Below are 24,801 nucleotides of genomic sequence, written 5' to 3'. Positions count from 1 at the left end.
CGGCCCGAGCTGCCGGCGGCCGGCCCCCTCGCCGGAGATCGCGGCGGCGCTGCGCTGGCTGGAAGCGGCCTCGCTGCCGTTGACGCGATGTTCGCCTGCATGTACTTCGGCGGCCTGCGTCCCGCCGAGGCGGCCGGGCTACGTGAGAAGGACTGCCATCTGCCCTCGTCCGGCTGGGGCCTGCTGACGCTGGAGAAGACCCGGCCGCAGAGCGGCAAGCGGTTCACCGACTCGGGGGAGGGGTTCGACGAACGGGGCCTCAAACACCGTGCGGAGGGCACGACGCGCATCGTCCCCATCCCGCCGGAACTGGTCGCGATCCTGCGCACGCACCTGGAGACGTACGGCACGGCCAAGGACGGCCGGCTCTTCCGCACGCGGACCGGCGGCGTCATCGCGGCCTCGGCCTACGCGAAGATCTGGAAGGAGGCTCGGACGTACGCGCTGACGCCCGAGCAGGTCGCCTCGCCTCTCGCGGCCCGGCCGTACGACCTGCGCCACGCGGCTGTGTCCCTCTGGCTCAACGCCGGGGTCCATGCCCCGGAAGCGGCGGAGCGCGCTGGTCACGGCATTGACGTCATGCTCCGGGTCTACGCCAAGTGCATCGACGGGCAACGCGAGATCGCCAACCAGCGGATAGAGGGCGCTCTTGCGTCATGAGTGATCGATGGCGAAATACTGGCTTGGTGGAACTCTCCCCTGAGCTCAGGAATCGGTTGGCTGAGCTGCGAGGTGATCTTCTCTGGGGTCGGCTCTCTGGGACCGCGCCGGAGGCTGGTTGGCTGGCTTGCGAGCTCATCGAGGCCGGCCTCAACTGTCCTGCCGTCTGGGAGCTCGCGGGCTATGTATTGTCCATCGGCTCCATGACCGAAGTCGAGCCGCTCGTCCGCGAGGTGCTGGTCGAGAGCGGCCTCCCGCCGATTGATCTCCAGCGCACGCCATGGGAGGTCGCCCGGGATGTCGCGCAGGGCATCGCCGAGAGCACGGTTCCGATCGCCAAGGGCGCGGACTTCCTGATCTTCGAACTAGGCGACAAATGCGATCGTCCCGAGGAGATCTATCTGCTGCAGGGGATGGTGGATGACTGGGAGGACATACGGGACACCCCACCAAGTGACGACGAGATCCGGGAGCAAGCAAGAAGGATCGCCGACGCCGCAACAGACCGGCTGGCGGCGATGGTGGATCAGGAGTCGTAAGAAGTGGGAACGGCGCTAGTCAAGGGCCTCGGGTCACTCCGGGGCCCTTCGGCGTTCTCCGGCGAGGATCTCATCCCGCAGAGGCACCGAAACCAGACCGCGACCTGCGGGAACGCGGCCAACATCATCCCGCGTATATCCCGTGACTGGCGACAAACGGCGGCTCTCGGTGACCTACAGCTGCATGCCCAGTAACCATGATCCATGGAGGAACCGCAGCTCAGGCAGGGTTTCCCTGATCAAACGTGGTAGGGCGGGTGGGACTTGAACCCACGACCCACGGATTATGAGTCCGATGCTCTGACCGGCTGAGCTACCGCCCCGCAATGGTGGAGTCTCTCACAACTTAGTGCGTACGTGGATCGCCAAGAGGCCGGACTCCGGCCTACGCCGGTAGCGAAAGGGAGATCGAATACGGAAGGCGACGAACCGGTCAGCGAGGGCCGAACAGTCACACCGAGGGAGATCGCGGCCAAGGAACGACCCACGGCCGTCCCCGTACGGGGTACGCCGGGGCGTCACGAGGCAACGGATCGGGTACCTCAGGCCAGGGTGGCTCTGCGAAGAATCGGGGGGTTCACGTGGGGAGACGGCTGGCGGCGGGGGCGGTCTCCCTGGTCCTGGTGATGGCCGGATGCGGGCCGGGGGAGGAGTCCGGGGACCCGCTGGGGGCGGTCGGCTCGCTCCGCGAGGGGTTCGCCATCGGGGTGCTGCTGCCCGACACGCGTACGGAGCGGTACGACACGGAGGACCGGCCGGCGATCCTCAAGGCGGTGCGGGCTCTGTGCCCGCGGTGCCGCGTCGTCTACCGCAACGCCGAGGGGGACCCGGGGCGGCAGAGCCGGCAGATCGACCGGCTGCTCGACGACGGTGTGCGGGTGCTCCTCCTCGACCCCGTGGATCCGGCGACCATCACCTCCGCCGTGGCCCGGGCGAAGATGCGCGGGGCGAAGGTGGTGTCGTACGACCGTCTCGCGAACGGCCCGGTCGACGCGTACGTCTCGACAGATCCCGAGGAGATGGGCCGGGCGCAGGGCCGGGCGCTGCTCGACGCGATGAGGGCGCGTGGCGGGAGGGGACCGGTCGCGTTGCTGTACGGCCCGCCGGGTGATCCGTTCGCGGCGGCGCTGAAGAAGGGGGTCCACGCCGTGGTGGACGGGCGCGTGCGGGTCGGCTGGGAGCGCGACGTCCCGGCGGGCCGGGCGGCGGGGGAGGCGCGCGCCGCGGTGGCCGCGTTAGGCCCGGCGGCCCTCGGCGGCGTGTGCTGCGGCGGCGACGCGATGTCCGCCCCCGCCGCCGGCCCGAGATCGCCCGCCGAGAACCGGCGGCATCGGAGCGACCCGGACGCCGCGCCGGCGTCCGTCGCGGCGATCCTGGCGGGTTCGGGGGCGCCGCTGGTGGGAGCGGGCGTGGACCGCGAGGCCCTCCGGAGGATCGTGCTCGGCGCCCAGGCGGCGGCCGTGGGGGTGGACGTCGCCGCCCAGGCGGCCGCCGCCGTCCGGCTGGCGGTCGAGGCCGCCCGGGGCCGGGTGGTGGGCGGCGCGGCGCGGGTGTCCAACGGCACGACGGTCGCCATCCCGGTGGTGTGGGTGCCGCCCGTCGTCGTCACGCGGGCCAACGCCGCGGCGCTGCTGAAGGACTGACCGGCCGTGACTCACTCGTCGGCGTCCTCCTGGGAGGGCGCGGGGGCGGCCGTCGGGCGCAGGCGCTCCCAGACGAGGAAGACGCCGCCGATCACGAGCATGCCGATCCCGGTCCACAGGTTGATCCGTACGCCTTCCGCCTTCTGCACGGCCTGGGAGCCGTCGAACAGCCCGGTGACCGTGAGAACGACGCCGTACACGAGGAACAGACCACCGATCACCCGTCGGATGTCGAAGAGCCGTTGCGGGGCGGCCATGGGGAACCTCCTCAGATGAAGGGCAGGTAGAAGGCGGCGGCGAGGACGACGGCGCCGGCGCCGAGGACGACGGGGGAGCGGTACCAGGCGGCGTCGCCGGCGAGGGCGTCGTCCGCGATCGAGGCGTCGCTCAGCCCGTAGACGAGGCCGCGCAGCTCGGCCTCCGGCTTGGGCGTGGTGACGAGCGTGACCACGACGGAGACGACGGCGTCGACGACGAACGCGATGCCGGCGCCCCAGAAGCTGGCGTTCAGCTCGGTGCCGAAGTCGACCACCCCGGCCTTGAAGAGGATGTACGACGCGAAGGCGGCGGCCGTTCCCGACGCGAGGCCCCAGAAGCCGGCCCACGCCGTCATCCGGCGCCAGAACAGGCCGATGATGAACGTCGCGAACAGCGGGGCGTTGAAGAACGAGAACAGCGACTGCAGGTAGTTCATGATGTTGTTGAAGCCGGCGGCGATGAACGCGGTGCCGATGCCGCCGAGCACGCCCACGACGGTGGCGATGCGGCCGAGCCGCACGTACCACTCGTCCGGCCGGTCGCCCTGGATGTGCGACTTCCAGATGTCGTAGGTGAAGACGGTGTTGAAGCCGCTGATGTTGGCCGCCATGCCGGCCATGAACGACGCGAGCAGGCCGGTCACCGCGATGCCGAGCACGCCGTTCGGCAGGAACGTGTCCATCAGCAGCGGGATGGCCTGGTTGTACGTCGGGCCGCCGTTCTTGCCGATGTTGTTGAACAGCACGAGCGCGACCAGGCCCGGGATGACGGTGACGACGGGGATCACGAGCTTGGGGTAGGCCGCGACGATCGGGGTGAGCCGGGCGGCGTTGGTGTTGCGCGCCGACAGGGCCCGCTGGACCTCCGCGAAGTTGGTCGTCCAGTACCCGAACGACAGCACGAACCCGAGGCCGAAGACGATGCCGATCCAGTTGGCGTTCAGCGGGTTGTCCGTGCCCGCGGTGTGCGCCCAGGTGTGCAGCCCGCCGTCGCCGAGCACGCTCTGCCTGACCTTCTCGCCGAGCCCGGAGAAGCCGCCGACGCGGACGAGGCCGAGGACGACGATCGGCACGAGCCCCGCGAGGATCACGAAGAACTGCATGACCTCGTTGTAGATCGCCGAGGACAGGCCGCCGAGCGTGATGTACGCGAGCACGATGGCGGCGGACACCACGATCGACAGCCACAGCGGCCAGCCGAGCAGCGACTCCATGATCAGGGCCAGCGCGTACAGGTTGATGCCGGCGATCAGGATCTGCGCGATCGCGAACGTCGAGGCGTTGAACAGCTGCGTGGCGCCGTTGAAGCGCCTGCGCATGAACTCCGGGACGCTGTGCACCTTCGACCGGTAGTAGAACGGCATCATCACGATGCCGAGGAACACCATCGCGGGCACGGCGCCGATCCAGTAGTAGTGCACGGTCATGAGGCCGTACTGGGCGCCGTTCGCCGCCATGCCGAGGATCTCGGTCGCGCCGAGGTTGGCGGACACGAAGGCGAGCCCGGTGATCCACGCGGGAAGCGCCCGGCCGGAGAGGAAGAAGTCGAGGCTCGTCCGCACGGCCCGCCGCGCGGCGAAGCCGATGCCCAGCACGACGAGGAAGTAGAGGGCGAGGATCGCGTAGTCCAGAGCGTTGACGTCGAGCCGCAGATCCTGTGCGGCCATCACATGGGCAAGAGGCACGGAACGCTAGCTACCCTCACATTCCTCCCTTTCACCAAGGTGGCGCTTCTTCCCGCAGCCGTGACAAAACCGCAGCCAGAAGGCCGGTAAAGCCGTCCGGGAGTGGCGCAATCTCCGCGTTATCCCTATTTCCCTACCTGATAGCTAGCTTTATAGGCATGGAGCTGGCGGAGACACGGCGGAGGCGGGCAGACCGGGCCCGGCAGGTGGCCGACCTGCTGCGCAGGGAGATCGTGCACGGGAGCTTCGGCGACGGGCACCTCCCGCTGGAGGCGGCCCTCGCCCGCGAGTTCGGCACGTCCAGGAACACGATCAGGGATGCGCTCGATCTGCTGCGCGACGAGGGGCTGATCGAACGCTGCCCGGGCGTGGGGACCACGGTGGCGGCCGAGAAGTTCCCCCACGGCCTGCACCGGCTGCTCGGGCTGGCCGAGACGCTGAGCGAGCACGGCGAGGTCGTCAACGAGGTCAGGACGATGGGGTTCATCGAGCCCCCGGCCGCCGTCCGGGCCCGGCTCGCCCTGCCGGCCGGGGAGCCCGTCGTCTACGTGGAGCGGCTGCGCCGGCTGAACGGGCTGCCGCTCTCGCTCGACCTGACGTACCTCGTGCGCGACGTCGGCGAGCCGCTCTTCGACGCCGACCTCGTGCACAACGACGTCTTCGTCCTGCTGGAGGGCATCGCGGGCCAGCCCCTCGGCAGGGCCGAGCTCACCATCGAGGCCGTCAACGCCGACGCCCACACCGCCGCCGTGCTGGACGCGCCGCGCGGCGCCGCGCTGCTCATGGTCGAGCGGCTCGCCCACCTGTCGGACGGCCGCCCGGTCGACCTGGAGTTCATCCGGTTCCGCGGCGACCGCCTGACCATGCGCGGACACCTCAGCAGGACCACCGAACGAGAGTGAGACACCCGTGAGCCTTGTCCCCACCCGCGTCGACGTGCCGGTGACGATCGACGAATCGCTGTGCATCGAGGGCTGCACCCTCTGCGTGGACGTTTGCCCGCTCGACTCCCTCGCCATCAGCGACGAGACCGGCAAGGCGTACATGCACGTCGACGAGTGCTGGTACTGCGGGCCGTGCGCCGACCGCTGCCCCGCGGACGCCGTGACCGTCAACATCCCCTACCTGCTGCGATAGAAGGGATCACCCCCCGATGCGCACGATGATCGTCGCCCTTGTGGCGTTCCTCGCCGCCGGGTGCTCGCTCGGCGCGGCCTCCGGCTCCCCGGGATCCGGCGACGCGGAGACCGTCGTCGTCGGCTACCAGTCCAAGACCATCAACACGGTGACGGCCGGCACCCTGCTGCGCTCGCTCGGCCTGCTGGAGAAGCGGCTCGGCCGCCGGTACCGGGTCGAGTGGCAGGACTACGACACCGGTGCGCCGATCACCGCCAAGATGGTGGCCGGGAAGATCGACATCGGCTCGATGGGCGACTACCCGTTGCTGATCAACGCCTCGCGCACCCAGCCGCTCGGCGACGGCAGGACCGATCTCGTCTCGGTCACCGGCTACAACCTGCGCGGCGGGCTCAACATGGTCGTCGTGCCGCCGTCGTCGCCGGCGAGGACGCTGGCCGACCTCAAGGGCCGCGCGGTCTCCGCCAGCGCGGGCTCGGCCGGGCACGGCACGCTCGTGCAGGCGCTGGAGAAGGCCGGGCTCGACCCCGCCGCCGACGTCGAGACCGTCAACCAGCTCCCGCAGGTCGGGGCGTCGGCGCTCCAGGCGGGGACGGTGCAGGGGTACGCCCAGTTCGTCGCCTGGCCCGGGCTGCTCGTCTTCAAGAAGCAGGCCCGCCTGCTGTACGACGGCTCCGCGCTCGGCGTCCCCACCTTCCACGGTGTCGTCGTCCGGCACGCCTACGCGGAACGGCACCCGGACGTCGTCCAGGCGTTCCTCCAGGCCCAGATCGACGCCACGCGCTACCTCCACGAGCACCCGGTGCAGGCGGCCGAGTCGGTCGCGAAGGTCACCGGGCTGCCGGCCGAGGTCGTCTACCTCTACAACGGCCGCGACGGCATCTCCACCTTCGACGTCACGGTCAAGCCGCAGCTCGTCGCCGCGCTGGAGCACGACGTCCCCTACCTCAGGAAGATCGGCACCGACTTCACGGACGTCGACGTGGACGCGTTCGTCGACGACGCGCCGCTCAGGAAGGCGTACGGCCCCTCGTACGACGCCGACACCGCCTCGACGGTCAACCCGGCGCGCATCACCGGGCGGGACGCCACCTGCGGCACGCAGGTCTCCGGGCCCGGCAGGGCCGGGGAGATCTGGCTGGCCGGGGAGCAGGACACCCGCCCGGCGGCCACGCCCACCTGCCTGCTCCGCCAGCTCGCCGCGGCGGCGGCCGGGGGCAGAACGGTCCGCGCCGCGTACGTCCCCGACGCCGCGACCGGGACGCACTGGTTCGCCGGCGACTCGGTCTGGGTGCGCGACCCCTCGGCGCCGAAGGACGACGCCCTCCTGCCGTTCACGACACGGGACGGCGCCGAGGCCTACCTGGAGGACCACCCGAAGGCCGCGATCGTGAGCTACGAGGACGCGCTCAGGGCGGCGGCCGGGGGAGCGGCCCGATGACCGGCGCCACCGGCACACCCGCCATCGCGATCCCGCAGGAGGCCCCGCAGGCGAGCGCTCCGGACGCCGCCGTGCCCGCCGGTCCCGTCGTGGGGCACGTGCGCACGGGACGGAGGGGGCGGCGGGGAGATCCGGCGTCCTGGGCGATCAGGGCCGCCTCTCTGCTCGCCGCGGCCGGGCTGTGGCAGCTCCTCACGGCGGCCGACGCCCGGATCGGCCTGCGGTTCGACCGGCTGCCCTCGCCCGCCGAGGTCGTGACCGAGCTCGCACGTCAGCTCGGGACCGGCCTCTACTGGCTCGACCTCGCGCAGAGCGTGATCCGGATCCTGACCGGGTTCGCGCTCGCGGCGGTCCTCGGCGTCGGGACGGGCGTCCTGGTCGCCCGGTCCCGCCGGGCCGGAGACGTCCTGCTGCCGCCGCTGGAGGTGGTCCGGCCCATTCCGGCGATCGCCATGGTCCCGATCGCGATCCTGCTGTTCCCCGCCGACGAGCAGGGCATCGTCTTCATCACGTTCGCGGCCGCCTTCTTCCCGATCATGGTGAGCACCCGGCACGCCGTACGGGCGCTGCCCACGCTGTGGGAGGACGCGGTCCGCACCCTCGGCGGCGGACGGCGGCGGGTGCTGTGGAACGTCGTCCTGCCGGGCGCGCTGCCCGGCGTCCTCGGCGGCCTGTCCGTCGGCATGGGCGTCGCCTGGATCTGCGTGATCTCGGCCGAGATGATCTCGGGCGAGCTCGGCGTGGGCTACCGCACCTGGCGGGCGTACACCGTCGTCGACTACCCGGGAGTGATCGTCGGCATGGCCACGATCGGCGTGCTCGGCTGGGTCACGTCGGGCGCCGTCGAACTGGTCGGGCGCCGGCTCACCCGCTGGCTGCCCCGGGCCGAGGGGAGCGGATCGTGACGGCTCCCGCCGCGTCCGCCGCCCCCGCCACGCCCGCGCCCCGGCGGGGGACGGCGCTCGCCCTCGACCGCGTGTCCCTCGGGTACGGGCGCGACCCGGTGCTGCGCGACGTCGCCCTGGAGGTCGCGCCGGGGGAGGTCCTCGTCGTCGTGGGCTCGTCCGGCTCGGGCAAGTCCACGTTGCTGCGCGCCCTCGCCGGGCTGCTCGCGCCGTCCGCCGGCCGCGTCCTCGCGGACGGCGCCGAGGTGCGGGGCCCGTCGGCCGAGCGCGCGATGGTGTTCCAGGACGACGCGCTGCTGCCGTGGCGGACGGTCCGCGGCAACGTCGAGCTCGCCCTGGCCGTCCGCGGGACACGCCGGCGCGAACGGGCCGCGGCCGCCGCCGGGTGGATCGAGCGGGTCGGGCTCGCCGGCAGCGAGCGGCGGCTTCCCCGGGAGCTGTCGGGCGGCATGCGCCAGCGCGTGCAGCTCGCCAGGGCCCTCGTCGGGGCGCCCCGCGCGGTGCTCATGGACGAGCCGTTCGGGTCGCTCGACGCGCAGACCCGCGCCGAGATGCAGCGCCTGCTCGTCCGCGTGCTGGCCGACACGCCCGCCACCGTCGTCTTCGTCACCCATGACGTGGACGAGGCCCTGCTGCTCGGCGACCGGGTGACGGTGCTCGGCGGCGGCGGGGTCCGGGCCGTCCACGACGTCCCGCGCCCCCATGAGGGGTCCGACGACGCCCGCGCGCTGCGGGCCCGCATCCTGGAGGAGCTGTGACAGCGGTGACCACCCCGGCCATGGAGATCCCGTCCCTGGACGACCGGCTCCGCCTGGAGTGCGAGGTGCTCGTCGTGGGCGGCGGCACGGCCGGGACGATGGCGGCCATCACCGCGGCCGAGCACGGCGCCGACGTCATCCTCCTGGAGAAGGCGCACGTACGGCACAGCGGCGCGCTGGCCATGGGCATGGACGGCGTCAACAACGCGGTCATCCCCGGCAAGGCCACGCCCGAGGACTACGTCGCCGAGATCACCCGGGCCAACGACGGCGTGGTGGACCAGCGCACCGTGATGCGCACCGCCACCCGGGGACACGACATGGTGCGGCGGCTGGAGCGGTACGGCGTGAAGTTCGAGAAGGACGAGTACGGCGAGTACAACGTCCGCCGCGTCCACCGCTCGGGCAGCTACGTCCTGCCGATGCCGGAGGGCAAGGACGTCAAGAAGGTGCTCTACCGGGTGCTGCGCCGCCGGGACATCCGCGAGCGGGTGCGGATCGAGAACCGGGTGATGCCGGTCCGCGTCCTCACGCGGGACGGCAGGGCCGTGGGGGTGGCCGGGTTCGACACCCGGTCCGGGCGGTTCGTCACGGTCGCCGCCCGGGCGGTGATCCTCGCCACCGGGGCCAGCGGCCGTCTCGGGCTGCCCGCGAGCGGCTACCTCTACGGCACGTACGAGAACCCGACCAACGCCGGGGACGGCCACGCGATGGCCTACCACGCGGGCGCCGAGCTCAGCGGCATCGAGTGCTTCCAGATCAACCCGCTCATCAAGGACTACAACGGCCCGGCGTGCGCGTACGTGGCCAACCCGTTCGGGGGCTACCAGGTCAACGGCCGGGGGGAGCGGTTCGTCGACTGCGACTACTGGTCCGGCCAGATGATGGCCGAGGTGGCCAGGGAGATCGCCTCGGCCCGGGGCCCGATCTACCTCAAGCTCAGCCACCTGCCCGGCGAGACGATCACGGCGCTGGAGAACATCCTGCACACGACGGAGCGGCCCACCCGGGGCACGTTCCACGCCGGGCGGGGGCACGACTACCGCACCCACGACGTCGAGATGCACATCTCGGAGATCGGCCTGTGCGGCGGCCACTCGGCCTCGGGGGTGTGGGTGGACGAGAACGCCGCCACCACGGTCCCCGGCCTGTACGCCGCCGGCGACCTCGCCTGCGTGCCGCACAACTACATGATCGGCGCCTTCGTGTTCGGCGACCTCGCGGGAGCGCACGCCACCGCGCACGCCCGCGGCACGTCCCTCGTGGACCTTCCCGAGGACCAGGTCGCCGAGGCCCACGAGCTGGTCTACCGGCCGCTGCGCAACCCGGACGGGCCGCCCCAGCCGCAGGTCGAGTACAAGCTGCGGCGGTTCGTCAACGACTACGTGGCCCCTCCGAAGACCGGCGCGAAGCTGGAGATCGCGCTGGAGACGTTCGACCGGATGCGGGAGGAGATCGCGGCGATGGGCGCGCGGACGCCCCACGAGCTGATGCGGTGCGCCGAGGTCACGTTCATCCGCGACTGCGCCGAGATGGCCGCCCGGTCGTCGCTCGTGCGGACCGAGAGCCGGTGGGGCCTCTACCACGACCGCGCCGACCTGCCGCGCCGCGACGACGACGAGTGGCTCTTCCACCTCAACCTGCGCAAGAACGCGGCCGGGGCCATGGAGTTCGTCAAGCGGCCGGTCGAGCCGTACCTGGTGCCGGTCGAGGGGTTCGAGCCGCGCCCCGCTGAACCCGTCGTCGTCGGCGCGTACGGCCCGGCCGCGCGGCGCGGTCCCGCGCGGGGCGGCCGGCTCGCGGTCGAGGCGGTCGGCCGGTCTCCCCGCATCCTCGACCTGCTGCGGCTGGCCGAGGAGCAGCCCGGCGTGGAGCGCATCGCGCCGTACCTGGCCGACCCCGACCCGAAGGTCCGGCGGGCCGCGATCGCGACGCTCACCGAGACCGCCCCGGCGGGGGCGGGGGAGGCGCTCGTGGCGGCCCTCGACGACCCGCACGGCACCGTCCGGCGGGCCGCGGTGACCGGGCTGCGGGAACTGGTGGAGGTGCTGCCCGCCACGCCCGCGTTCGGCGCCCTGCTCCGCCCGGCGGCGCGGCACTCCGACCCGGCGGTCCGGGCGGCCGTGCTCGACACGCTGCGCGCGCTGCGCCTCGGGGACGGCGACCTGTTCGGCGCCGCGCTGGCCGACGAGGAGGGCCGGGTGCGGATCGAGGCCGTCCGGGGGCTGGTGTCGCTCGACGACGACGCCCGGGTCGCCCTGGCCGCGGGGGACCCGAGCCGGGAGGTGCGCGTCTGGGCGGCCCGCGGCCTCGGCGCGATCGGCAAGCCCTCCGCGGCGGACGCGCTCGCCCGGCTGGCCGCCGACCCCGACCCGCTCGTGCGGGCCGCGGCCCTGGAGGCGGCCGGGGCGGCGGGCCGGGCCCTCGACGCGACGGCGGTCCTCGCCCTGCGCGACCCCGCCTGGCAGGTGCGGGTGGGCGCGGCGCGGGGGCTCGCCTCGGCCGATCCCGCGGTGGCCGCCGGGCCGCTGGTCGCCGCGCTCGGCGACCCCCATATCGACGTCAGGAAGGCGGCCGTGCTGGCCCTGTCCGGCTGGGCCCGCAGGCCCGACGTCGCCCGGGCGCTGGACGCGGCGCTGCGGGACTCCGACGCGGACGTCCGGGCATACGCCCGCAGAGCCCTGAGTGACGCTGGAGATGAGGGGTAGTCGGAGGGAGAAGAGCGGAACCGCCGACGGAGGGAGGAACCCCATGGCTGAGGCACCCAACCCGATCCAGCTGCAGAAGCACCTGAAGGGCGTGGACTACCCGGCCGGGAAGTCGGACCTGATCCAGACGGCCCGCGACCAGGGCGCCGACGACACGGTGATCGGCGCTCTGGAGAAGATCCCGGACCGGGAGTACGACGGCCCGAACGCGGTCAGCAAGGCGGTCACCGAGGTCCGGTGACCAGCGGGGAGACCGGCGTGGCGCGCGCCGGTCTCCCACCGCGCCGGTCTCCTGTTCAGGCGTCAGGGCCAGACGGCGCGCAGCGGCTCGGCGACGACGGGCGCCTGCGCGAGCCCCGCCTGGAACGCGGGCCCCCACAGGGCCGGATCCAGCACGTTGTCCCCGAACACGGCGACCGCGGCCTCGTCCGCCTGCACGACGTGCGTGCGGGGCGCCCGCACTGCGAGCAGCTCGCGCTCCAGGACGGCCCGCGGCGACATCGCCCCCAGCGGCTCCAGGATCACCAGCGTGTCGGCGCCCGCCGCCAGGTCGGCGTTGGTCGGCGAGCGCACCCCGCCGTCGACGTACCGGCGGCCGTCGATCTCCACGGGCGGGAACACCATCGGCACGGCGCAGCTCGACGCGACCGCGAGCACGAGCGGCACGCCCGCGTCCCTGGTCCAGACGACGAACTCGCCGGTCTGCGCGTCCACGGCCGTGATCATCAGCTCCCGGTCGGGCCACTCCTTGACCGGGAGGCGTTCGCCGACGGCCGCGAGGCGCTCGGCCGCGTGGTCGACCCGCGCCTCCAGGGCCATGTGGCCGACCCGGCGGCGCGCCTCCTGGGGTTCGAGCGCGGGGTCGAACAGGACGGCGAACGCCTGCATCACGGCGTCCAGGTCCACCTTGTGCGGGGGACCGGTGTCGACGGCGACCTGGTGGGCGATGGCCTCCTCCAGGTCGGCCCCGGTCGCGACGAGCGTCCCGGCGACCGAGCCGGCCGAGGTGCCGATGATCCTGTCCGCGGTGCCGAGGTCGACACCCTCACGGCGCAGGCCGGTCAGCAGGCCCGCCTCCCAGGCGATCCCCGCGACGCCGCCTCCGGCCAGTACGAGAGCAGTGGTCATGAGCAGAAGTATGTTCCACCAACCTGAACGGCGCGTGGCCGGGCATTAGTTCAAACGCCCAACTATTGACGGGGCTTCCGCTCCTGTGTGAATCTTCCGTCAGTTCCATGCACGTGGGCGGTCGACGGTCAGGGTCCCTCCTGGTCGTGCATGGCGGTTGTCCGTGCCTACAGGGGCTCCCCGGAGCCCGAAGGGGAAACCGTCCATGCGAAGAAGATGGGCAAGCATGCTCGTGGTCGCCGCCGTGGCGCTGGCCACGGCCGTGATCAGGACGGCGCCGGTCGCGGCCGTCGCCGCCGATCCGTACACGTTCAAGAACGTGCAGATCGCCGGGGGCGGATTCGTCCCGGGAATCGTGTTCAGCCAGGCGCAGAAGGATCTCATCTACGCCCGTACGGACATCGGCGGCGCGTACCGGTGGAACCCGTCCACCCAGAGCTGGACGCCGCTGCTCGACTGGGTGGGCCAGTCCAACTGGGGCTACAACGGCGTCGCCAGCCTCGCGGCCGACCCGGCGGACGCCAACCGCGTGTACGCGGCGGTCGGCATGTACACCAACAGCTGGGACCCGAACAACGGCGCGATCCTGCGCTCCACGAACAAGGGCGACTCCTGGCAGGTGACCCCGCTGCCGTTCAAGCTGGGCGGCAACATGCCCGGCCGCGGCATGGGCGAGCGCCTCGCCGTCGACCCGAACAAGGACAGCGTCCTGTACTTCGGCGCGCCGAGCGGCCAGGGGCTGTGGAAGAGCACCGACTACGGCGCCACCTGGGCCAAGGTCACGAACTTCCCCAACGCCGGCAACTACGTCGCCAGCCCGGGCGACGCGTACAACGGCGACAACCAGGGCGTCGTGTGGGTGACGTTCGACAAGCGGACCGGCACCTCCGGCAGCGCCACCCAGACCGTCTACGTGGGCGTGGCGGACAAGCAGAACACCGTCTACCGGACCACCAACGGCGGCACCTCCTGGGAGCGGGTCGCCGGCCAGCCCACCGGATACATCGCCCACAAGGGCGTGCTCGACACGACCAACGGCTACCTCTACATCGCCACCAGCGACACCGGCGGCCCGTACGACGGCGCCAAGGGCGACGTCTGGCGCTACGCGACGGCAACGGGCACCTGGACGCAGATCAGCCCGATCCCGTCCAGCAGCTCCGACGACTACTTCGGCTACAGCGGCCTGACGATCGACCGCCAGCACCCCGGGACGATCATGGTCGCCACCCAGGTCTCCTGGTGGCCCGACGCGATCTTCTTCAGAAGCACCGACAGCGGCGCGACGTGGACCCGCGTCTGGGACTGGACCTCGTACCCGAACCGCAGCTTCCGCTACAAGATGGACATCTCCGCGGCCCCCTGGCTGACCTTCGGCACCAACCCGCAGCCGCCGGAGGTCACGCCCAAGCTGGGCTGGATGAACGAGTCCGTCGAGATCGACCCGTTCAACTCCGACCGGATGCTGTACGGCACGGGCGCCACCATCTACGGCACCACGGACCTCACCAAGTGGGACTCGGGCGGCCAGTTCACGATCAGGCCGACCGTCAAGGGCCTGGAGGAGACCGCGGTCCTCGACCTGATCAGCCCGCCGACCGGCGCCCCGCTGATCAGCGGGCTGGGCGACATCGGCGGCTTCCGCCACACCAACCTCGACGCCGTGCCGTCCATGATGTTCACGCAGCCCGTCTTCACCTCCACGACCTCGCTCGACTACGCCGAGACGAACCCGGGCGTCATGGTGCGGGCCGGCAACTTCACCGACTCCGACCGGCCGAACGACAGCCACGTGGCCTTCTCCACCGACGGCGGCGCCAACTGGTTCCAGGGCACCGAGCCCGGCGGCGTGAACAACGGCGGCACGGTCGCCGCGGCCGCCGACGGCAGCCGGTTCGTGTGGTCGCCGGCCGACCCCGGCATCCAGGTGGTCTACTCCGTCGGCTACGGCAACAGCTGGAGCGCCTCCACCGGCGTCCCGGCCAACGCGATCGTCGAGTCCGACCGGGTCAACCCGCAGAAGTTCTACGCGTACTCGGCCGGCACGTTCTACGTCAGCACCAACGGCGGCGCGAGCTTCGCGGCCACCGCGGCGACCGGGCTGCCGACGAGCGGCGTGCACTACAAGGCCCTGCCTGGCAAGGAGGGCGACATCTGGCTGGCCGGGACCGGCGGCCTGTGGCACTCCACCGACTCCGGCGCCTCGTTCGCCAAGCTGTCGAACGTGTCCGACTCGATGAACGTGGGCTTCGGCAAGGCGGCGCCGGGCCGGTCGTACCAGGCCCTCTACCTCGTCGGCACCTCCGGCGGCGTGACCGGCCTGTTCCGCTCCGACGACACCGGCGCGAGCTGGGTGCGGATCAACGACGACCAGCACCAGTACGGCAACTGGGGCGAGGCCCTGACCGGCGACCCCCGGATCTACGGCCGGGTCTACGTCGGCACCAACGGCCGGGGAATCGTCTACGGCGACCGGACCGGCAGCATGCCGTCCCCCTCGCCGTCGCCCTCTCCTTCGCCATCCCCGTCTCCGTCGCCCTCCCCGTCCCCGTCTCCGTCCCCGTCGCCCTCTCCCTCCCCGTCACCCTCGCCGTCTCCGTCGCCGTCACCCTCGCCCAGCCCCAGCGCGGGGAAGGCGTGCACGGCCGCGTACAAGGTGGCGAACCAGTGGCCGGGCGGCTTCCAGGGTGAGGTCACGGTGAAGAGCAGCGGCTCGGCCGCGATCAGCGGCTGGACCGTCAAGTGGGCGTTCGCGAACGGCCAGACGATCACCCAGTCCTGGAGCGGGACGGTCAGCCAGTCCGGGGCGAACGTCACCGTCACGAACGTGAGCTACAACGGCTCCCTCGCTGCGGGCGCGAGCACCACGTTCGGGTTCAACGCCAACTGGACCGGGAGCAACGGCGTGCCGTCGCCGGTGAGCTGCACCGCCTCCTGACCCTTCCCGATCCCGTGATCGCCGGCCCGGGGCCGCACCGCCGCCCCGGGCCGGTCCCCTGGTCCCTCTTGGGCCGGGCCCTCCGTCCCCGATCATCCGCCGATCGTCACGCCGTGGCCTCGGTGTGCCGGAACCGTCACCCGTGTCGCGTAGCCTGTGCTGCGGGTCGCGAGCCGGGCCGGAACAGGGAGACGCAGGATGGCCATCGGGGTGTACGTCGCGGCCGGCGACGCCAGGAGCAACAAGGGCACCGTGGCTCTCGGCCTGCTCGAGATGCTGACCCGCCAGGTCGGCAACGTGGGCGTCTTCCGTCCCGTGGTCCGGCAGGGCCGGGAGGACAGCCTCGTCAACACCGCGCGCAGCCGCTTCGGCATCGGCCTGCCGTACGACGCCTGTGTGGGGGTGACGTACGAGGAGGTCCACGCCGACGAGGAGCGGGCGGCCGGCGAGATCGTGGCCCGCTACCGCGCGATCGCGGCGCGCTGCGACGCGGTCGTGGTGATGGGCACCGACTACACCGACGTGGGAGCGCCGACCGAGTTCGCGTTCAACGCCGGCCTGGCGGCCAACCTGGGCACACCGGTCGTCAACGTCGTGAACGGCCTCGGCCGGACGGCCGACGAGATCGCCGCAGCCGTCGAGATGTCCGGCAAGGAGCTCGCCGAGCGGCACGCCACCGAGCTCGCCACCATCGTGACCCGGGTGACGCCGGGCCTCCTGCGGGAGGTCGCGGCGCGCGTGCGGGCCTACGTCTTGCCCGAGGTCCCGCGGCTGTCCGCGCCCACCGTGAGCGACCTCATGACGGCCTGCGACGGCCGGCTCTTCCGCGGCGACGCCGCCCAGCTCGGCCGGGAGGCGGGCGCGCTCATGGTCGGGGCCATGTCCCTGCCGAACATCCTGGAGCGGCTCACCGACGGCGTCGCGGTCGTCGTGCCCGCCGACCGGGCCGCCGCGCTGGTGCCCGGCCTGCTCGCCGCGCACCGCGCGCCCACGTTCCCCGCCCTGTCGGTCATCATCCTGAACGGCGGGATGCCGCTGCCCGACCCCGTCCTGCGGCTGTTCGACGGGATGGACATCCAGCTGCCGATCATCGCCACGGACGGCGACACCTACCCGACGGCCCGGCGGCTCTCCGAGGCCGAGGGCCGTTTCAGCCCGGACGCCAAGGGGAAGATCGACACCGCGCTCGGGCTGTTCGCCGACCACGTCGACACCGCGGCGCTGCTGAGCAGCCTGCGGATCACCAAGGCCGGCGCGATCACCCCGCTCATGTTCGAGTACGACCTGCTGGAGCGGGCCCGGGCCGACCGGCGGCGGATCGTGCTGCCCGAGGGCGGCGAGCCGCGCATCCTGCGGGCGGCCGACAGCCTGCTGCGCCGCGGCGTCGCCGACCTGACCCTGCTCGGCGACGAGAAGGAGATCCGGGCGACGGCCGCCCAGATGGGCCTCGACCTGCACGACGCGCGGGTGGTCAGCCCGTTCGACCCGGAGCTGCGGGAGATGTTCGCCGAGGAGTACGCCCGCCTGCGGGCGCACAAGGGCGTGACGGTCGGCCCGGCCCGCGACATCGTCACCGACGTCTCCTACTTCGGCACGATGATGGTCCACCTCGGCCTGGCCGACGGCATGGTCTCCGGCTCGATCCACACGACCGCCCACACCATCAGGCCGGCGTTCGAGATCATCAAGACCTCGCCGGGCGTGGGGATCGTCTCCAGCGTGTTCTTCATGTGCCTGGCCGACCGCGTCCTCGTGTACGGCGACTGCGCCATCGTCCCCGACCCCACGGCCGAGCAGCTGGCCGACATCGCGGTCTCGTCGGCCGTCACCGCCGCGCGGTTCGGGGTCGAGGCGCGGGTGGCCCTGCTGTCGTACTCCACCGGGGAGTCGGGAGCGGGACCGGAGGTCGACAAGGTCCGCGCGGCCACGGCCCTCGTCCGCGAGCTGCGGCCCGGCCTGCCGGTCGAGGGGCCCATCCAGTACGACGCGGCGGCCGAGCCCAGCGTGGCCCGCACGAAGATGCCCGGAAGCGCGGTCGCCGGCCGGGCGACCGTCTTCGTGGTGCCCGACCTCAACACCGGCAACAACCTGTACAAGGCCGTGCAGCGCAGCGCCGGCGCGGTCGCCGTGGGGCCGGTGCTGCAGGGCCTGCGCAAGCCCGTCAACGACCTGTCCAGGGGCGCGACGGTCAACGACATCGTGAACACCGTGGCGATCACGGCCATCCAGGCGCAGGCGCGGGAGGAGACACAGTGACCGGCCAGGTCCTCGTCCTCAACAGCGGGTCGTCGTCCATCAAGTACCGCCTGATCGACATGGCGACCCGCCGGGGCGCGTCCGGGGGGCTCGTCGAGCGCATCGGCGAGCGCGAGGGCGTGCTCACCCACGACGGCGTCCGGGTCGAGCGGCCCTTCGCCGACCACGACGAGGGGCTGCGGGCCGTCCTCGACGCCTTCGCCGAGCACGGTCCCGCGCTCGACGGCGTCGCCGCCGTCGGCCACCGGGTCGTCCACGGCGGCAGCCGCTTCGTCGAGCCGACGCTGATCGACGACGCGGTGGAGCGGGCGATCGAGGAGCTGGCGCCGCTCGCGCCGCTGCACAACCCGGCCAACCTGGAGGGCATCCGGGTGGCCCGGCGGGTGTTCCCCCGGCTGCCGCACGTCGCCGTCTTCGACACCGCCTTCCACGGCACGATCCCGCGCCACGCGCACACCTACGCGGTCCCGAAGGAGTGGACCGAGAAGCTCGGCGTCCGCCGCTACGGCTTCCACGGCACGTCCGCGGCGTACGTCTCCCGGCGGGCCGCCGAGCTCCTCGGCCGCCCGTACGACGAGGTGAACACGATCATCCTGCACCTCGGCAACGGCGCGAGCGCCACCGCCGTGCGGGGCGGGCGCAGCGTCGACACCTCGATGGGCATCACGCCGCTCGCCGGGCTGGTGATGGGCACCCGCTCCGGCGACGTCGACCCGGCCCTCCCGGCCTACCTGAACCGGGTCGCGGGGATGAGCCTGCCGGACATCGACACCGCGCTGAACAAGGAGAGCGGGCTGCTCGGCATGTGCGGCGCCAACGACCTGCGCGAGGTCTGGCGGATGGTCGACGCGGGCGACGAGGACGCCCGGCTCGCCATGGACGTGTACGGCTATCGCCTGCGCTCCTACATCGGGGCCTACTACGCGGCGCTCGGACACGTGGACGCGATCGTCTTCACGGGCGGCGTGGGGGAGAACGACTCCCGCACCCGGGCCCTGGCCGTCACCGGGCTCACCCGGCTCGGCGTCGCGATCGACGACGAGCGCAACGCCGCGCCGGCCACGGGCGTCCGGATGATCTCCCCGGACGGCGCGGAGGTGGCGCTGCTGGTCGTCCCCACCGACGAGGAGCTGGAGATCGCCGACCAGGTCGCCGCCTGCCTCCGGGCGCGGTGAACGAGCCCGGACGGGCGCGATGGCTATCCTGGGCATCGGACGGGGGTGATCGCGTGGCGACGGCGGAGAGCAGCCGTACGGGGGACGACGAGGACGCGCCTCCGGGGCTCGGCTGGCTGGACCGGATCCGGGCGCGCCCCGGCGGCCGGCTCACGCTGCGCATCGTCATCGGCGTGCTCGGGGCGGCGATGGTGGTCAGCGGGCTCATCATGGTGCCGTTCCCCGGGCCGGGCTGGCTCGTGGTCTTCGCCGGCCTCGCCGTGCTGGCCACCGAGTTCGCCTGGGCGTCCCGGCTGCTGGTGTTCGCCAAGGAGCGGGTCCGGGCGGTGACCGACTGGCTGAAACGGCAGCACCTCGCCGTGCGGGTCCTGGCCGCCGTGGTCACCTTCGCGTGCGCCGCCGCGATCGTCTGGGCGTCGGTCCGGCTCACGCTGGGCGTCGACATCCTGCAGAAGGCCCGCGAGCTGCTCGCCGCGCGCGCCTCCCGATAGGCGCGGGTCCGCCCGGCCGAGCGGGCTTCCCCATGGAAAGCGGTGCCTCACACCGTCTCGTGTGAGGCACCGTTCGACACCCGATCGACACCGGAACGGCCGCGGTTTCCGCTGACGGCGACAAAGCCGTCAGCTGATTTCACGGGCGATCATCGGTTTACCAGAAATAGTTCCAGCTTCCGCACGAGTCGATTTCATAGCCCTCGACGCGAATCGTCCGGCAGGCCCGGAAACCCTTGATCTTGGAGCTCGTGCTCTGGGATTTGGAATAGCCCACGCCTGTTGACAGCGAGTGGACGTACCCGTCCGAGAACTGGTATTCGATGGTTCCCCGGATCGTCCCGTCGCCAGCGCCTGCCCAGACCCAGACCCAGCCCGCGGCCCCGTTGCCCGGGCTGTTGTCCACCGCCACCTCGACCGTCCTGTATTTGGCGGTGACCTGTGCGGCCGAAGCGGGCTGCGCGACAAGCGCACCCGCGAAGGCGGCAGCCGCCGCGACGTAGGCCGCTTTCCGGGCGAGTTTCCTCGACGTCATTGCCCCGATCTCTCCGGCAGCGCATCGCGCCGCCTGCAGTCGCTGAGTGGTGGAAACGGCCGACGATCCCGAACAGGGTGATCGGCCAGGGGAATAGTGGCACGCCACTCGGCGATGGCAGTGAAAGGAAGTGGGCCGGGTAATGAACCTTTCCCGACGGCGGCGTTCGGCGCCGCCGGGGGACGTCAGTGAGCCGCGAGGGCGAGGCGCCGGACGGCGAGCTCGGTGAAGAGCCCGGCGCCGTCGGACAGGATCGCGTCGTCGAACTCGGCCTCCGCCGAGTGGTTGGACGGCGCCGTGGCGGCGTCGCGGTCCGGCGGGCAGGCCCCGACGATGAGGAACGCCCCCGGCACCCGCTCCAGGACGTACGAGAAGTCCTCCGACCCGGTCGCGGGGTTGGGCAGCGGGAAGAACCGGTCGGCCCCCAGATGCTCCCGCACGATCTCGGCGGCGAAGTCGGACTCGGTCCGGTCGTTGACCGTCACGGGGTACCCGATGCCGAACTCGCACTCCACCGTCAGCCCGTGGGCCTCGCCGATGCCGCGCGCGACCCGCACCAGGCCGTCCCTGGCCCGGTCGCGGGAGTCGGCCGAGAACGTCCGGATCGTGGTCTCGAACCGGGCCTCGTCGGGGATCACGTTGTCGGTCGTGCCGGCGTGGAAGCTGCCCACCGTCACCACGACGGGGTCGAACACGTCGAACGTCCGGGTCACGTGGGTCTGCAGGGCGGTGACGATCTCGCAGGCGGCCGGGATGGGGTCGAGGGCCCGGTGGGGGGACGACCCGTGGCCGCCGCGCCCCCGTACGGTCACGGTCAGCGTGTCGGCCGCGGCCAGCACGGGGCCGCCGCGCGTCAGGAACAGCCCGCGCGGGATCGTCGTGGAGAAGACGTGCATGCCGTACGCGGCGACCGGCGTGGAGCCTGCGGCGTCGAGCACGCCCTCCTCGATCATGATCTTGGCGCCCTCCTGGCCCTCCTCCCCGGGCTGGAACATGAACACCACGTCGCCGGCGAGGTCGGCGCGCCGGCCGGACAGCAGCCGCGCCGCCCCGGCGAGCATCGCCGTGTGCAGGTCGTGCCCGCAGGCGTGCATCACGCCGTCGACCCGCGACCGGTACGGCACGTCGGCCTTCTCGTGCACCGGCAGCGCGTCCATGTCGGCCCGCAGGAGGACGGCGGGTCCGGGCCGGGATCCGCGCAGCACCGCGGTCACGGAGGACAATCGCTCGCCCGTGGTGATCTCGAGGGGGAGGCCGTCGAGGGCCGCGAGGACCTTCTCCTGCGTGCGCGGGAGGTCGAGACCGACCTCGGGCTCGCGGTGCAGCGACCGGCGAAGCTCGACCAGCTCTTCCTGAAAAGTCATGACTCATCACCATCGACGGAGGGCGCTACCGCTGGTCACCCTAGCGCGCGTGAACGGCGGGCCAGCGCCGGACGGCCACGCGGTGAACACCCGGCCGGCTCGGGGGAGGCCGGTGGGAACGAGGCCCGCTCGCGTCAGAGGTAGAGACCGGTGCCGTGGTCGGTCTGCTGGGTTGCCACGGCGTGCAGGTCGCGCTCGCGCATCACGAGGTAGAGGTGGCCCTGGACCTCGACCTCGAACTGCTCCTCGGGGTTGAACAGCACCTTGTCGCCGGTCTTGACCGACCGGACGCTGGAGCCGGCCCCGCACACCTCACCCCAGACGAGCCGGTTGGCCAACTTGACCGTAGCGGGGATGACGATGCCTGCGCTGCTGCGCCGTTCCTCTGCATCCCGCTCGACCTTGACCATCACGCGGTCGTGGAGCATCTGGATCTCGAACTTCGGGTCGGCCACGCTGGCAGTTTACGCGGGGCGGACGGGCCGTCGTCATCCCGGCGTCATCCCGGCCCACGGCGGCAGAACAGCGGGAGAACGGCGGGTGAGGCGCGGGGAGCCCGTCCGGGGGTCAGCGCTTGCCCATGGCGAGGGCGTAGCCCGTGCCGGAGTGGCGGTAGACGCCGCCCTTGCCCCACTTCAGCACCTGGAAGTGGACGTGCACGGTGTTCGACCGCACTCCGCTGAGGTCGGCCATCATCAGCTCCGACAGGTCGACGATGGCGGGGATGTCGTGCTGGGCGACGGCCCACTCGGCGGGGCCGAAGTCCTCGACGACGCCCACGGCGCTCCGGCCGTGATAGCTGATCTTCACCTTGGTCCCGAGCGGCCAGTAGGGGCTGGCGACGGTCGCGTACCGCATGGGCTTGCCCGAGGCGGTCTCGCCGTCCCAGAACGAGGTGGCCGTCGCGACGCCGGACGGCAGGGACGGATCGGGGGACGCGGAGGGTGAGGGGGCGGGCGAGGCGTCGGACCCGGGGGCGACGGGAGCGGGGGACGCGGGAACCGGAGCGGCGGGGGAGGGGGTCGCGAGGACGGACGTGCCCGGGGCGGGGAGCACCTGGCCGGGGATCCACGCCGCGGGGATCAGGGAGGGAGCCTGGCTGACCACCGCGGCGTCGGCCGTCGTGGCGCCCGTGACGACGAGGGCGCCGGCCGTGACCGCGACGAACACCTGCTGGGCTCGACTGTGCATGGGGCTCCTTTCGTGAGGATCGCGCCCGCGGGGAGAGCGGGCGCCGCCGGGGAAGGACACCCGGCTGGACGGCGGGCTCCGGGTGCGCGCCGAGGGCGCGCCGGACGACGGACCCGCGGGGAGGCGGCGGGGCGGACGGCGCGAGGACGGACACCGACCCCTGGGGAAGGGGTGACGACGGCTTTGCGATGTGGGGGAGTTGCGAGGGGAAAAGGTGATGTAGGGCACGAGTATAGGGAAAGAGACAGTAAAGAGGACAAAACGGTCTAAATAGGAGGTAGATCGTCCTTTACCGTGTGAGATCGTCCTTTGCCTCTCCATGTCTGCCACCCGAGGAGAGCGCTCTCATGAAATGATCGCCGACATGGCATTCGAGGACTGGATCTGGATCAACGAGCCGGACGACTGGTCGGCGCAGGGCGAGGGACTACGGGTCGTGGCGGGCGCCAGGACCGACCTGTGGCAGCAGACGCACTACGGCTACTCCTTCGACACGGCCCACATGTTCGGCCGGACGGTGGACGGCGACGCGCGCGTGTCGGTGACGTTCGAGGCCGCCTACGCCGACCAGTACGACCAGGCGGGCGCGGTGCTGCGCGTCGACGAGCAGAACTGGATCAAGGCCGGGTGCGAGTTCGTCGACGGCGCCCTGCAGCTCAGCACGGTCGTGACGCGCGGGTTCTCGGACTGGTCGGTCACCCGGGCGCCCGTCGACGGCCCGGTGGACGCGGTCTCCGTGACGTTCGACCTCGAACGCGCCGGCGACGCCGTGACCGTCCGCTACGGCCTGGGGGACGAGGAGCCGGTCCACATGCTGCGGCTGGCCTACTTCCCGCCCGGCGTGCCCGCCCTCGCCGGCGCCATGTGCGCCGCGCCCACGGGCGAGGGCTTCGAGACCCGGTTCACCCGGCTGCTGGTCGCCTGACGCGCGATCCCCGCGCTCCGCTCAGCCGCGGGGCAGGACGAGGTCGGCGACGATCGAGCGGTGGTCGGTGCGCGGCAGCCGGTTGACCGCGAACGACCGGACGGCCACCCGCGGGTCCACGAGCACGTGGTCGATCGTCACCGGCGGGACCTGGACGCCGAGCAGCCGCCACGGCCGGTACGGCCAGGTGGTGGACAGCCCGTCGCCGGTGGCGTCGGCCGCGTCCCGGTACCCCGCGGCGAGCAGGTCGCGGACCCGGGCGTGGTCGAGGGTGGCGTTGAAGTCGCCCGACAGGATCCGCACGCCGCTGCCGGGCCGGGGCAGCGCCGCCAGGCCGTCCCGCCAGCACCTCAGCCGCTCCACGTACCGGGGGGCGCAGGGGTGCACGGACACGATCCCGACCGGCCCGGCTCCCGGCACCCGCACGGTGGCCGTCGCCTGCCGGAACCCGCCGTACTCGAGGGCCTCGCCCGCATCCAGAGGGAACCGGGCGAAGACGGCCGAGCCGCCGACGCCCTGCCGCGGCGACGACACGGCGTACGGCAGGAGCGTTCCGAGGCCCGCCCTCCGGTACGCCTCCTCGGCGGCGGGCGTGAACTCCTGGAGCGTGAGCACGTCGGGACGCACCCGGCGGACCAGCCCGACCAGGTCGGCGGCGGGCACCGACCCCATCAGGAGGTTGGCCGACATGACCCGCAGCGCGGGGCCGTCCGCCGCGGGCTGCCCCGATCCCAGCGCCCGGGGCACCACGCAGGCGGCCAGCACGGTGGTCACGCACACAGCGGCGGCGAAGGGCGTCCGCCTGTGGGCGGCGAGCGCGACCAGCGGCGCGACCAGGGACGCGAGGGCCACATAGGGAGTGAAGGCCACGATCTGCACCCAGTGGAACTGCACGTCGGCCGGCAGCAGTCGGAGCACGGCCCACACCGCGAACGGCGCGACGACGGCCCAGGCCACCGTGCCCCGGACCCGGGCCCGTCTCCGCCCGCGGCCGGGCCGCCCGCTCGCCGTGTCCGCCGCCGCCGCAGAGCCGGTCGCCACGCCTGGTTCCTCCCTCGCCCGAAG

Annotated in this window: 23 protein-coding genes and 1 tRNA gene; 15 read left to right on the top strand and 9 right to left on the bottom strand. The window is 72.4% G+C overall.

The genetic code is table 11. The features are described 5' to 3' along the window. The first annotated feature begins 87 nt into the window (after positions 1-87). A complete protein-coding gene (locus Mco01_RS02500; protein ID WP_275410458.1) occupies positions 88-660 on the top strand; it encodes a tyrosine-type recombinase/integrase in 573 nt (190 codons plus the stop codon). A gap of 26 nt (positions 661-686) precedes the next feature. Continuing rightward, positions 687-1,199 (top strand): hypothetical protein, encoded by a 513-nt coding sequence (locus Mco01_RS02495; RefSeq protein ID WP_204055268.1) that lies wholly within the window; start codon positions 687-689, stop codon positions 1,197-1,199. 246 nt (positions 1,200-1,445) lie between these two features. Here Mco01_RS02495 and Mco01_RS02490 read toward each other — a convergent pair. Next, positions 1,446-1,522: transfer RNA gene (locus Mco01_RS02490), tRNA-Ile, on the bottom strand. 258 nt (positions 1,523-1,780) lie between these two features. Here Mco01_RS02490 and Mco01_RS02485 point away from each other — a divergent pair. Further along, positions 1,781-2,842, top strand: a complete 1,062-nt coding sequence (locus Mco01_RS02485) for a substrate-binding domain-containing protein (protein ID WP_204055267.1) — start codon at positions 1,781-1,783, stop codon at positions 2,840-2,842. An 11-nt stretch (positions 2,843-2,853) separates the two neighbouring features. Here Mco01_RS02485 and Mco01_RS02480 read toward each other — a convergent pair whose 3' ends face one another. Both Mco01_RS02480 and Mco01_RS02475 read right to left on the bottom strand, forming a co-directional pair. After that, complete coding sequence (locus tag Mco01_RS02480; RefSeq protein WP_051457898.1) at positions 2,854-3,099, bottom strand: hypothetical protein; 246 nt, start codon at positions 3,097-3,099, stop codon at positions 2,854-2,856. Positions 3,100-3,110: 11 nt separating this feature from the next. Beyond that, positions 3,111-4,784: a sodium:solute symporter family protein gene (locus Mco01_RS02475; protein WP_239103281.1), complete on the bottom strand. Its 1,674-nt coding sequence runs from the start codon at positions 4,782-4,784 to the stop codon at positions 3,111-3,113. Between the two features lie 158 nt (positions 4,785-4,942). Between Mco01_RS02475 and Mco01_RS02470 the strand changes: the two genes are divergently transcribed. The 7 genes from Mco01_RS02470 to Mco01_RS02440 are packed head-to-tail and all read left to right on the top strand — an operon-like array spanning position 4,943 to position 11,974. Beyond that, the gene (locus Mco01_RS02470; protein WP_204055266.1) at positions 4,943-5,686 is read left to right on the top strand and encodes a GntR family transcriptional regulator; all 744 of its coding nucleotides are present in this window, start codon (positions 4,943-4,945) and stop codon (positions 5,684-5,686) included. 7 nt (positions 5,687-5,693) lie between these two features. Then, positions 5,694-5,921, top strand: a complete 228-nt coding sequence (locus tag Mco01_RS02465) for a 4Fe-4S dicluster domain-containing protein (protein WP_204055265.1) — start codon at positions 5,694-5,696, stop codon at positions 5,919-5,921. A 16-nt stretch (positions 5,922-5,937) separates the two neighbouring features. Further along, the gene (locus Mco01_RS02460) at positions 5,938-7,362 is read left to right on the top strand and encodes an ABC transporter substrate-binding protein (RefSeq protein ID WP_204055264.1); all 1,425 of its coding nucleotides are present in this window, start codon (positions 5,938-5,940) and stop codon (positions 7,360-7,362) included. Then, positions 7,359-8,267, top strand: coding sequence for an ABC transporter permease (locus tag Mco01_RS02455; protein WP_204055263.1), 909 nt, complete (start codon positions 7,359-7,361; stop codon positions 8,265-8,267). Before Mco01_RS02460 ends, Mco01_RS02455 begins: the two co-directional genes overlap by 4 nt. Further along, positions 8,264-9,025, top strand: coding sequence for an ABC transporter ATP-binding protein (locus Mco01_RS02450; RefSeq protein ID WP_204055262.1), 762 nt, complete (start codon positions 8,264-8,266; stop codon positions 9,023-9,025). Before Mco01_RS02455 ends, Mco01_RS02450 begins: the two co-directional genes overlap by 4 nt. After that, complete coding sequence (locus tag Mco01_RS02445; RefSeq protein ID WP_239103280.1) at positions 9,022-11,733, top strand: fumarate reductase/succinate dehydrogenase flavoprotein subunit; 2,712 nt, start codon at positions 9,022-9,024, stop codon at positions 11,731-11,733. Before Mco01_RS02450 ends, Mco01_RS02445 begins: the two co-directional genes overlap by 4 nt. Before the next feature lie 43 nt (positions 11,734-11,776). Then, positions 11,777-11,974: a DUF2795 domain-containing protein gene (locus tag Mco01_RS02440; RefSeq protein WP_036322015.1), complete on the top strand. Its 198-nt coding sequence runs from the start codon at positions 11,777-11,779 to the stop codon at positions 11,972-11,974. 62 nt (positions 11,975-12,036) lie between these two features. Here Mco01_RS02440 and Mco01_RS02435 read toward each other — a convergent pair whose 3' ends face one another. After that, positions 12,037-12,861: a patatin-like phospholipase family protein gene (locus Mco01_RS02435; RefSeq protein ID WP_036322013.1), complete on the bottom strand. Its 825-nt coding sequence runs from the start codon at positions 12,859-12,861 to the stop codon at positions 12,037-12,039. Positions 12,862-13,087: 226 nt separating this feature from the next. Here Mco01_RS02435 and Mco01_RS40450 point away from each other — a divergent pair, with 226 nt between their 5' ends. The 4 genes from Mco01_RS40450 to Mco01_RS02415 all read left to right on the top strand — a co-directional run bounded on the left by Mco01_RS40450 (position 13,088) and on the right by Mco01_RS02415 (position 19,721). Continuing rightward, positions 13,088-15,799: a cellulose binding domain-containing protein gene (locus tag Mco01_RS40450; protein ID WP_275410457.1), complete on the top strand. Its 2,712-nt coding sequence runs from the start codon at positions 13,088-13,090 to the stop codon at positions 15,797-15,799. 198 nt (positions 15,800-15,997) lie between these two features. Beyond that, complete coding sequence (gene pta, locus Mco01_RS02425) at positions 15,998-18,055, top strand: phosphate acetyltransferase (RefSeq protein WP_204055260.1); 2,058 nt, start codon at positions 15,998-16,000, stop codon at positions 18,053-18,055. Next, positions 18,052-19,230, top strand: coding sequence for an acetate kinase (locus tag Mco01_RS02420; protein WP_204055259.1), 1,179 nt, complete (start codon positions 18,052-18,054; stop codon positions 19,228-19,230). Before pta ends, Mco01_RS02420 begins: the two co-directional genes overlap by 4 nt. 53 nt (positions 19,231-19,283) lie before the next feature. After that, positions 19,284-19,721, top strand: coding sequence for a TIGR02611 family protein (locus Mco01_RS02415; protein WP_239103279.1), 438 nt, complete (start codon positions 19,284-19,286; stop codon positions 19,719-19,721). Positions 19,722-19,878: 157 nt separating this feature from the next. Here Mco01_RS02415 and Mco01_RS02410 read toward each other — a convergent pair whose 3' ends face one another. From Mco01_RS02410 to Mco01_RS02395, 4 genes are all read right to left on the bottom strand, one after another. Continuing rightward, entirely contained in the window at positions 19,879-20,256 is a 378-nt protein-coding gene (locus Mco01_RS02410) for a hypothetical protein (RefSeq protein ID WP_204055258.1), read from the bottom strand. Positions 20,257-20,441: 185 nt separating this feature from the next. Beyond that, entirely contained in the window at positions 20,442-21,620 is a 1,179-nt protein-coding gene (locus Mco01_RS02405) for a M20 metallopeptidase family protein (RefSeq protein ID WP_204055257.1), read from the bottom strand. Positions 21,621-21,754: 134 nt separating this feature from the next. Beyond that, positions 21,755-22,075, bottom strand: a complete 321-nt coding sequence (locus Mco01_RS02400; RefSeq protein WP_204055256.1) for a GroES family chaperonin — start codon at positions 22,073-22,075, stop codon at positions 21,755-21,757. Positions 22,076-22,187: 112 nt separating this feature from the next. Further along, positions 22,188-22,811: an RlpA-like double-psi beta-barrel domain-containing protein gene (locus Mco01_RS02395; RefSeq protein WP_204055255.1), complete on the bottom strand. Its 624-nt coding sequence runs from the start codon at positions 22,809-22,811 to the stop codon at positions 22,188-22,190. Between the two features lie 364 nt (positions 22,812-23,175). Between Mco01_RS02395 and Mco01_RS02390 the strand changes: the two genes are divergently transcribed. Next, entirely contained in the window at positions 23,176-23,736 is a 561-nt protein-coding gene (locus Mco01_RS02390; RefSeq protein ID WP_239103278.1) for a DUF1349 domain-containing protein, read from the top strand. 21 nt (positions 23,737-23,757) lie between these two features. Here Mco01_RS02390 and Mco01_RS39695 read toward each other — a convergent pair whose 3' ends face one another. Continuing rightward, positions 23,758-24,777 carry an endonuclease/exonuclease/phosphatase family protein gene (locus Mco01_RS39695; RefSeq protein ID WP_204055253.1) on the bottom strand — a complete coding sequence of 340 codons (1,020 nt, stop codon included), beginning with the start codon at positions 24,775-24,777 and terminating at the stop codon, positions 23,758-23,760. Positions 24,778-24,801: the final 24 nt, after the last annotated feature.

Source organism: Microbispora corallina, from assembly GCF_016863035.1.
Taxonomy (GTDB): Bacteria; Actinomycetota; Actinomycetes; order Streptosporangiales; family Streptosporangiaceae; genus Microbispora; species Microbispora corallina.
The sequence above is the reverse complement of the archived record's forward strand: the minus strand, read 5'-3'. Positions and strand labels throughout refer to the sequence as shown.

Excerpts from the sequence above, each read along its gene's own strand:
- Mco01_RS02405 (WP_204055257.1), bottom strand. The coding sequence starts at position 21,620 with ATGACTTTTCAGGAAGAGCTGGTCGAGCTTCGCCGGTCGCTGCACCGC.
- Mco01_RS02390 (WP_239103278.1), top strand. The coding sequence starts at position 23,176 with ATGGCATTCGAGGACTGGATCTGGATCAACGAGCCGGACGACTGGTCG.
- Mco01_RS02435 (WP_036322013.1), bottom strand. The coding sequence starts at position 12,861 with ATGACCACTGCTCTCGTACTGGCCGGAGGCGGCGTCGCGGGGATCGCC.
- Mco01_RS02470 (WP_204055266.1), top strand. The coding sequence starts at position 4,943 with ATGGAGCTGGCGGAGACACGGCGGAGGCGGGCAGACCGGGCCCGGCAG.
- Mco01_RS02500 (WP_275410458.1), top strand. The coding sequence starts at position 88 with ATGTTCGCCTGCATGTACTTCGGCGGCCTGCGTCCCGCCGAGGCGGCC.
- Mco01_RS02455 (WP_204055263.1), top strand. The coding sequence starts at position 7,359 with ATGACCGGCGCCACCGGCACACCCGCCATCGCGATCCCGCAGGAGGCC.
- Mco01_RS02440 (WP_036322015.1), top strand. The coding sequence starts at position 11,777 with ATGGCTGAGGCACCCAACCCGATCCAGCTGCAGAAGCACCTGAAGGGC.
- Mco01_RS02410 (WP_204055258.1), bottom strand. The coding sequence starts at position 20,256 with ATGACGTCGAGGAAACTCGCCCGGAAAGCGGCCTACGTCGCGGCGGCT.
- Mco01_RS02480 (WP_051457898.1), bottom strand. The coding sequence starts at position 3,099 with ATGGCCGCCCCGCAACGGCTCTTCGACATCCGACGGGTGATCGGTGGT.
- Mco01_RS40450 (WP_275410457.1), top strand. The coding sequence starts at position 13,088 with ATGCTCGTGGTCGCCGCCGTGGCGCTGGCCACGGCCGTGATCAGGACG.
- pta (WP_204055260.1), top strand. The coding sequence starts at position 15,998 with ATGGCCATCGGGGTGTACGTCGCGGCCGGCGACGCCAGGAGCAACAAG.
- Mco01_RS02395 (WP_204055255.1), bottom strand. The coding sequence starts at position 22,811 with ATGCACAGTCGAGCCCAGCAGGTGTTCGTCGCGGTCACGGCCGGCGCC.
- Mco01_RS02460 (WP_204055264.1), top strand. The coding sequence starts at position 5,938 with ATGCGCACGATGATCGTCGCCCTTGTGGCGTTCCTCGCCGCCGGGTGC.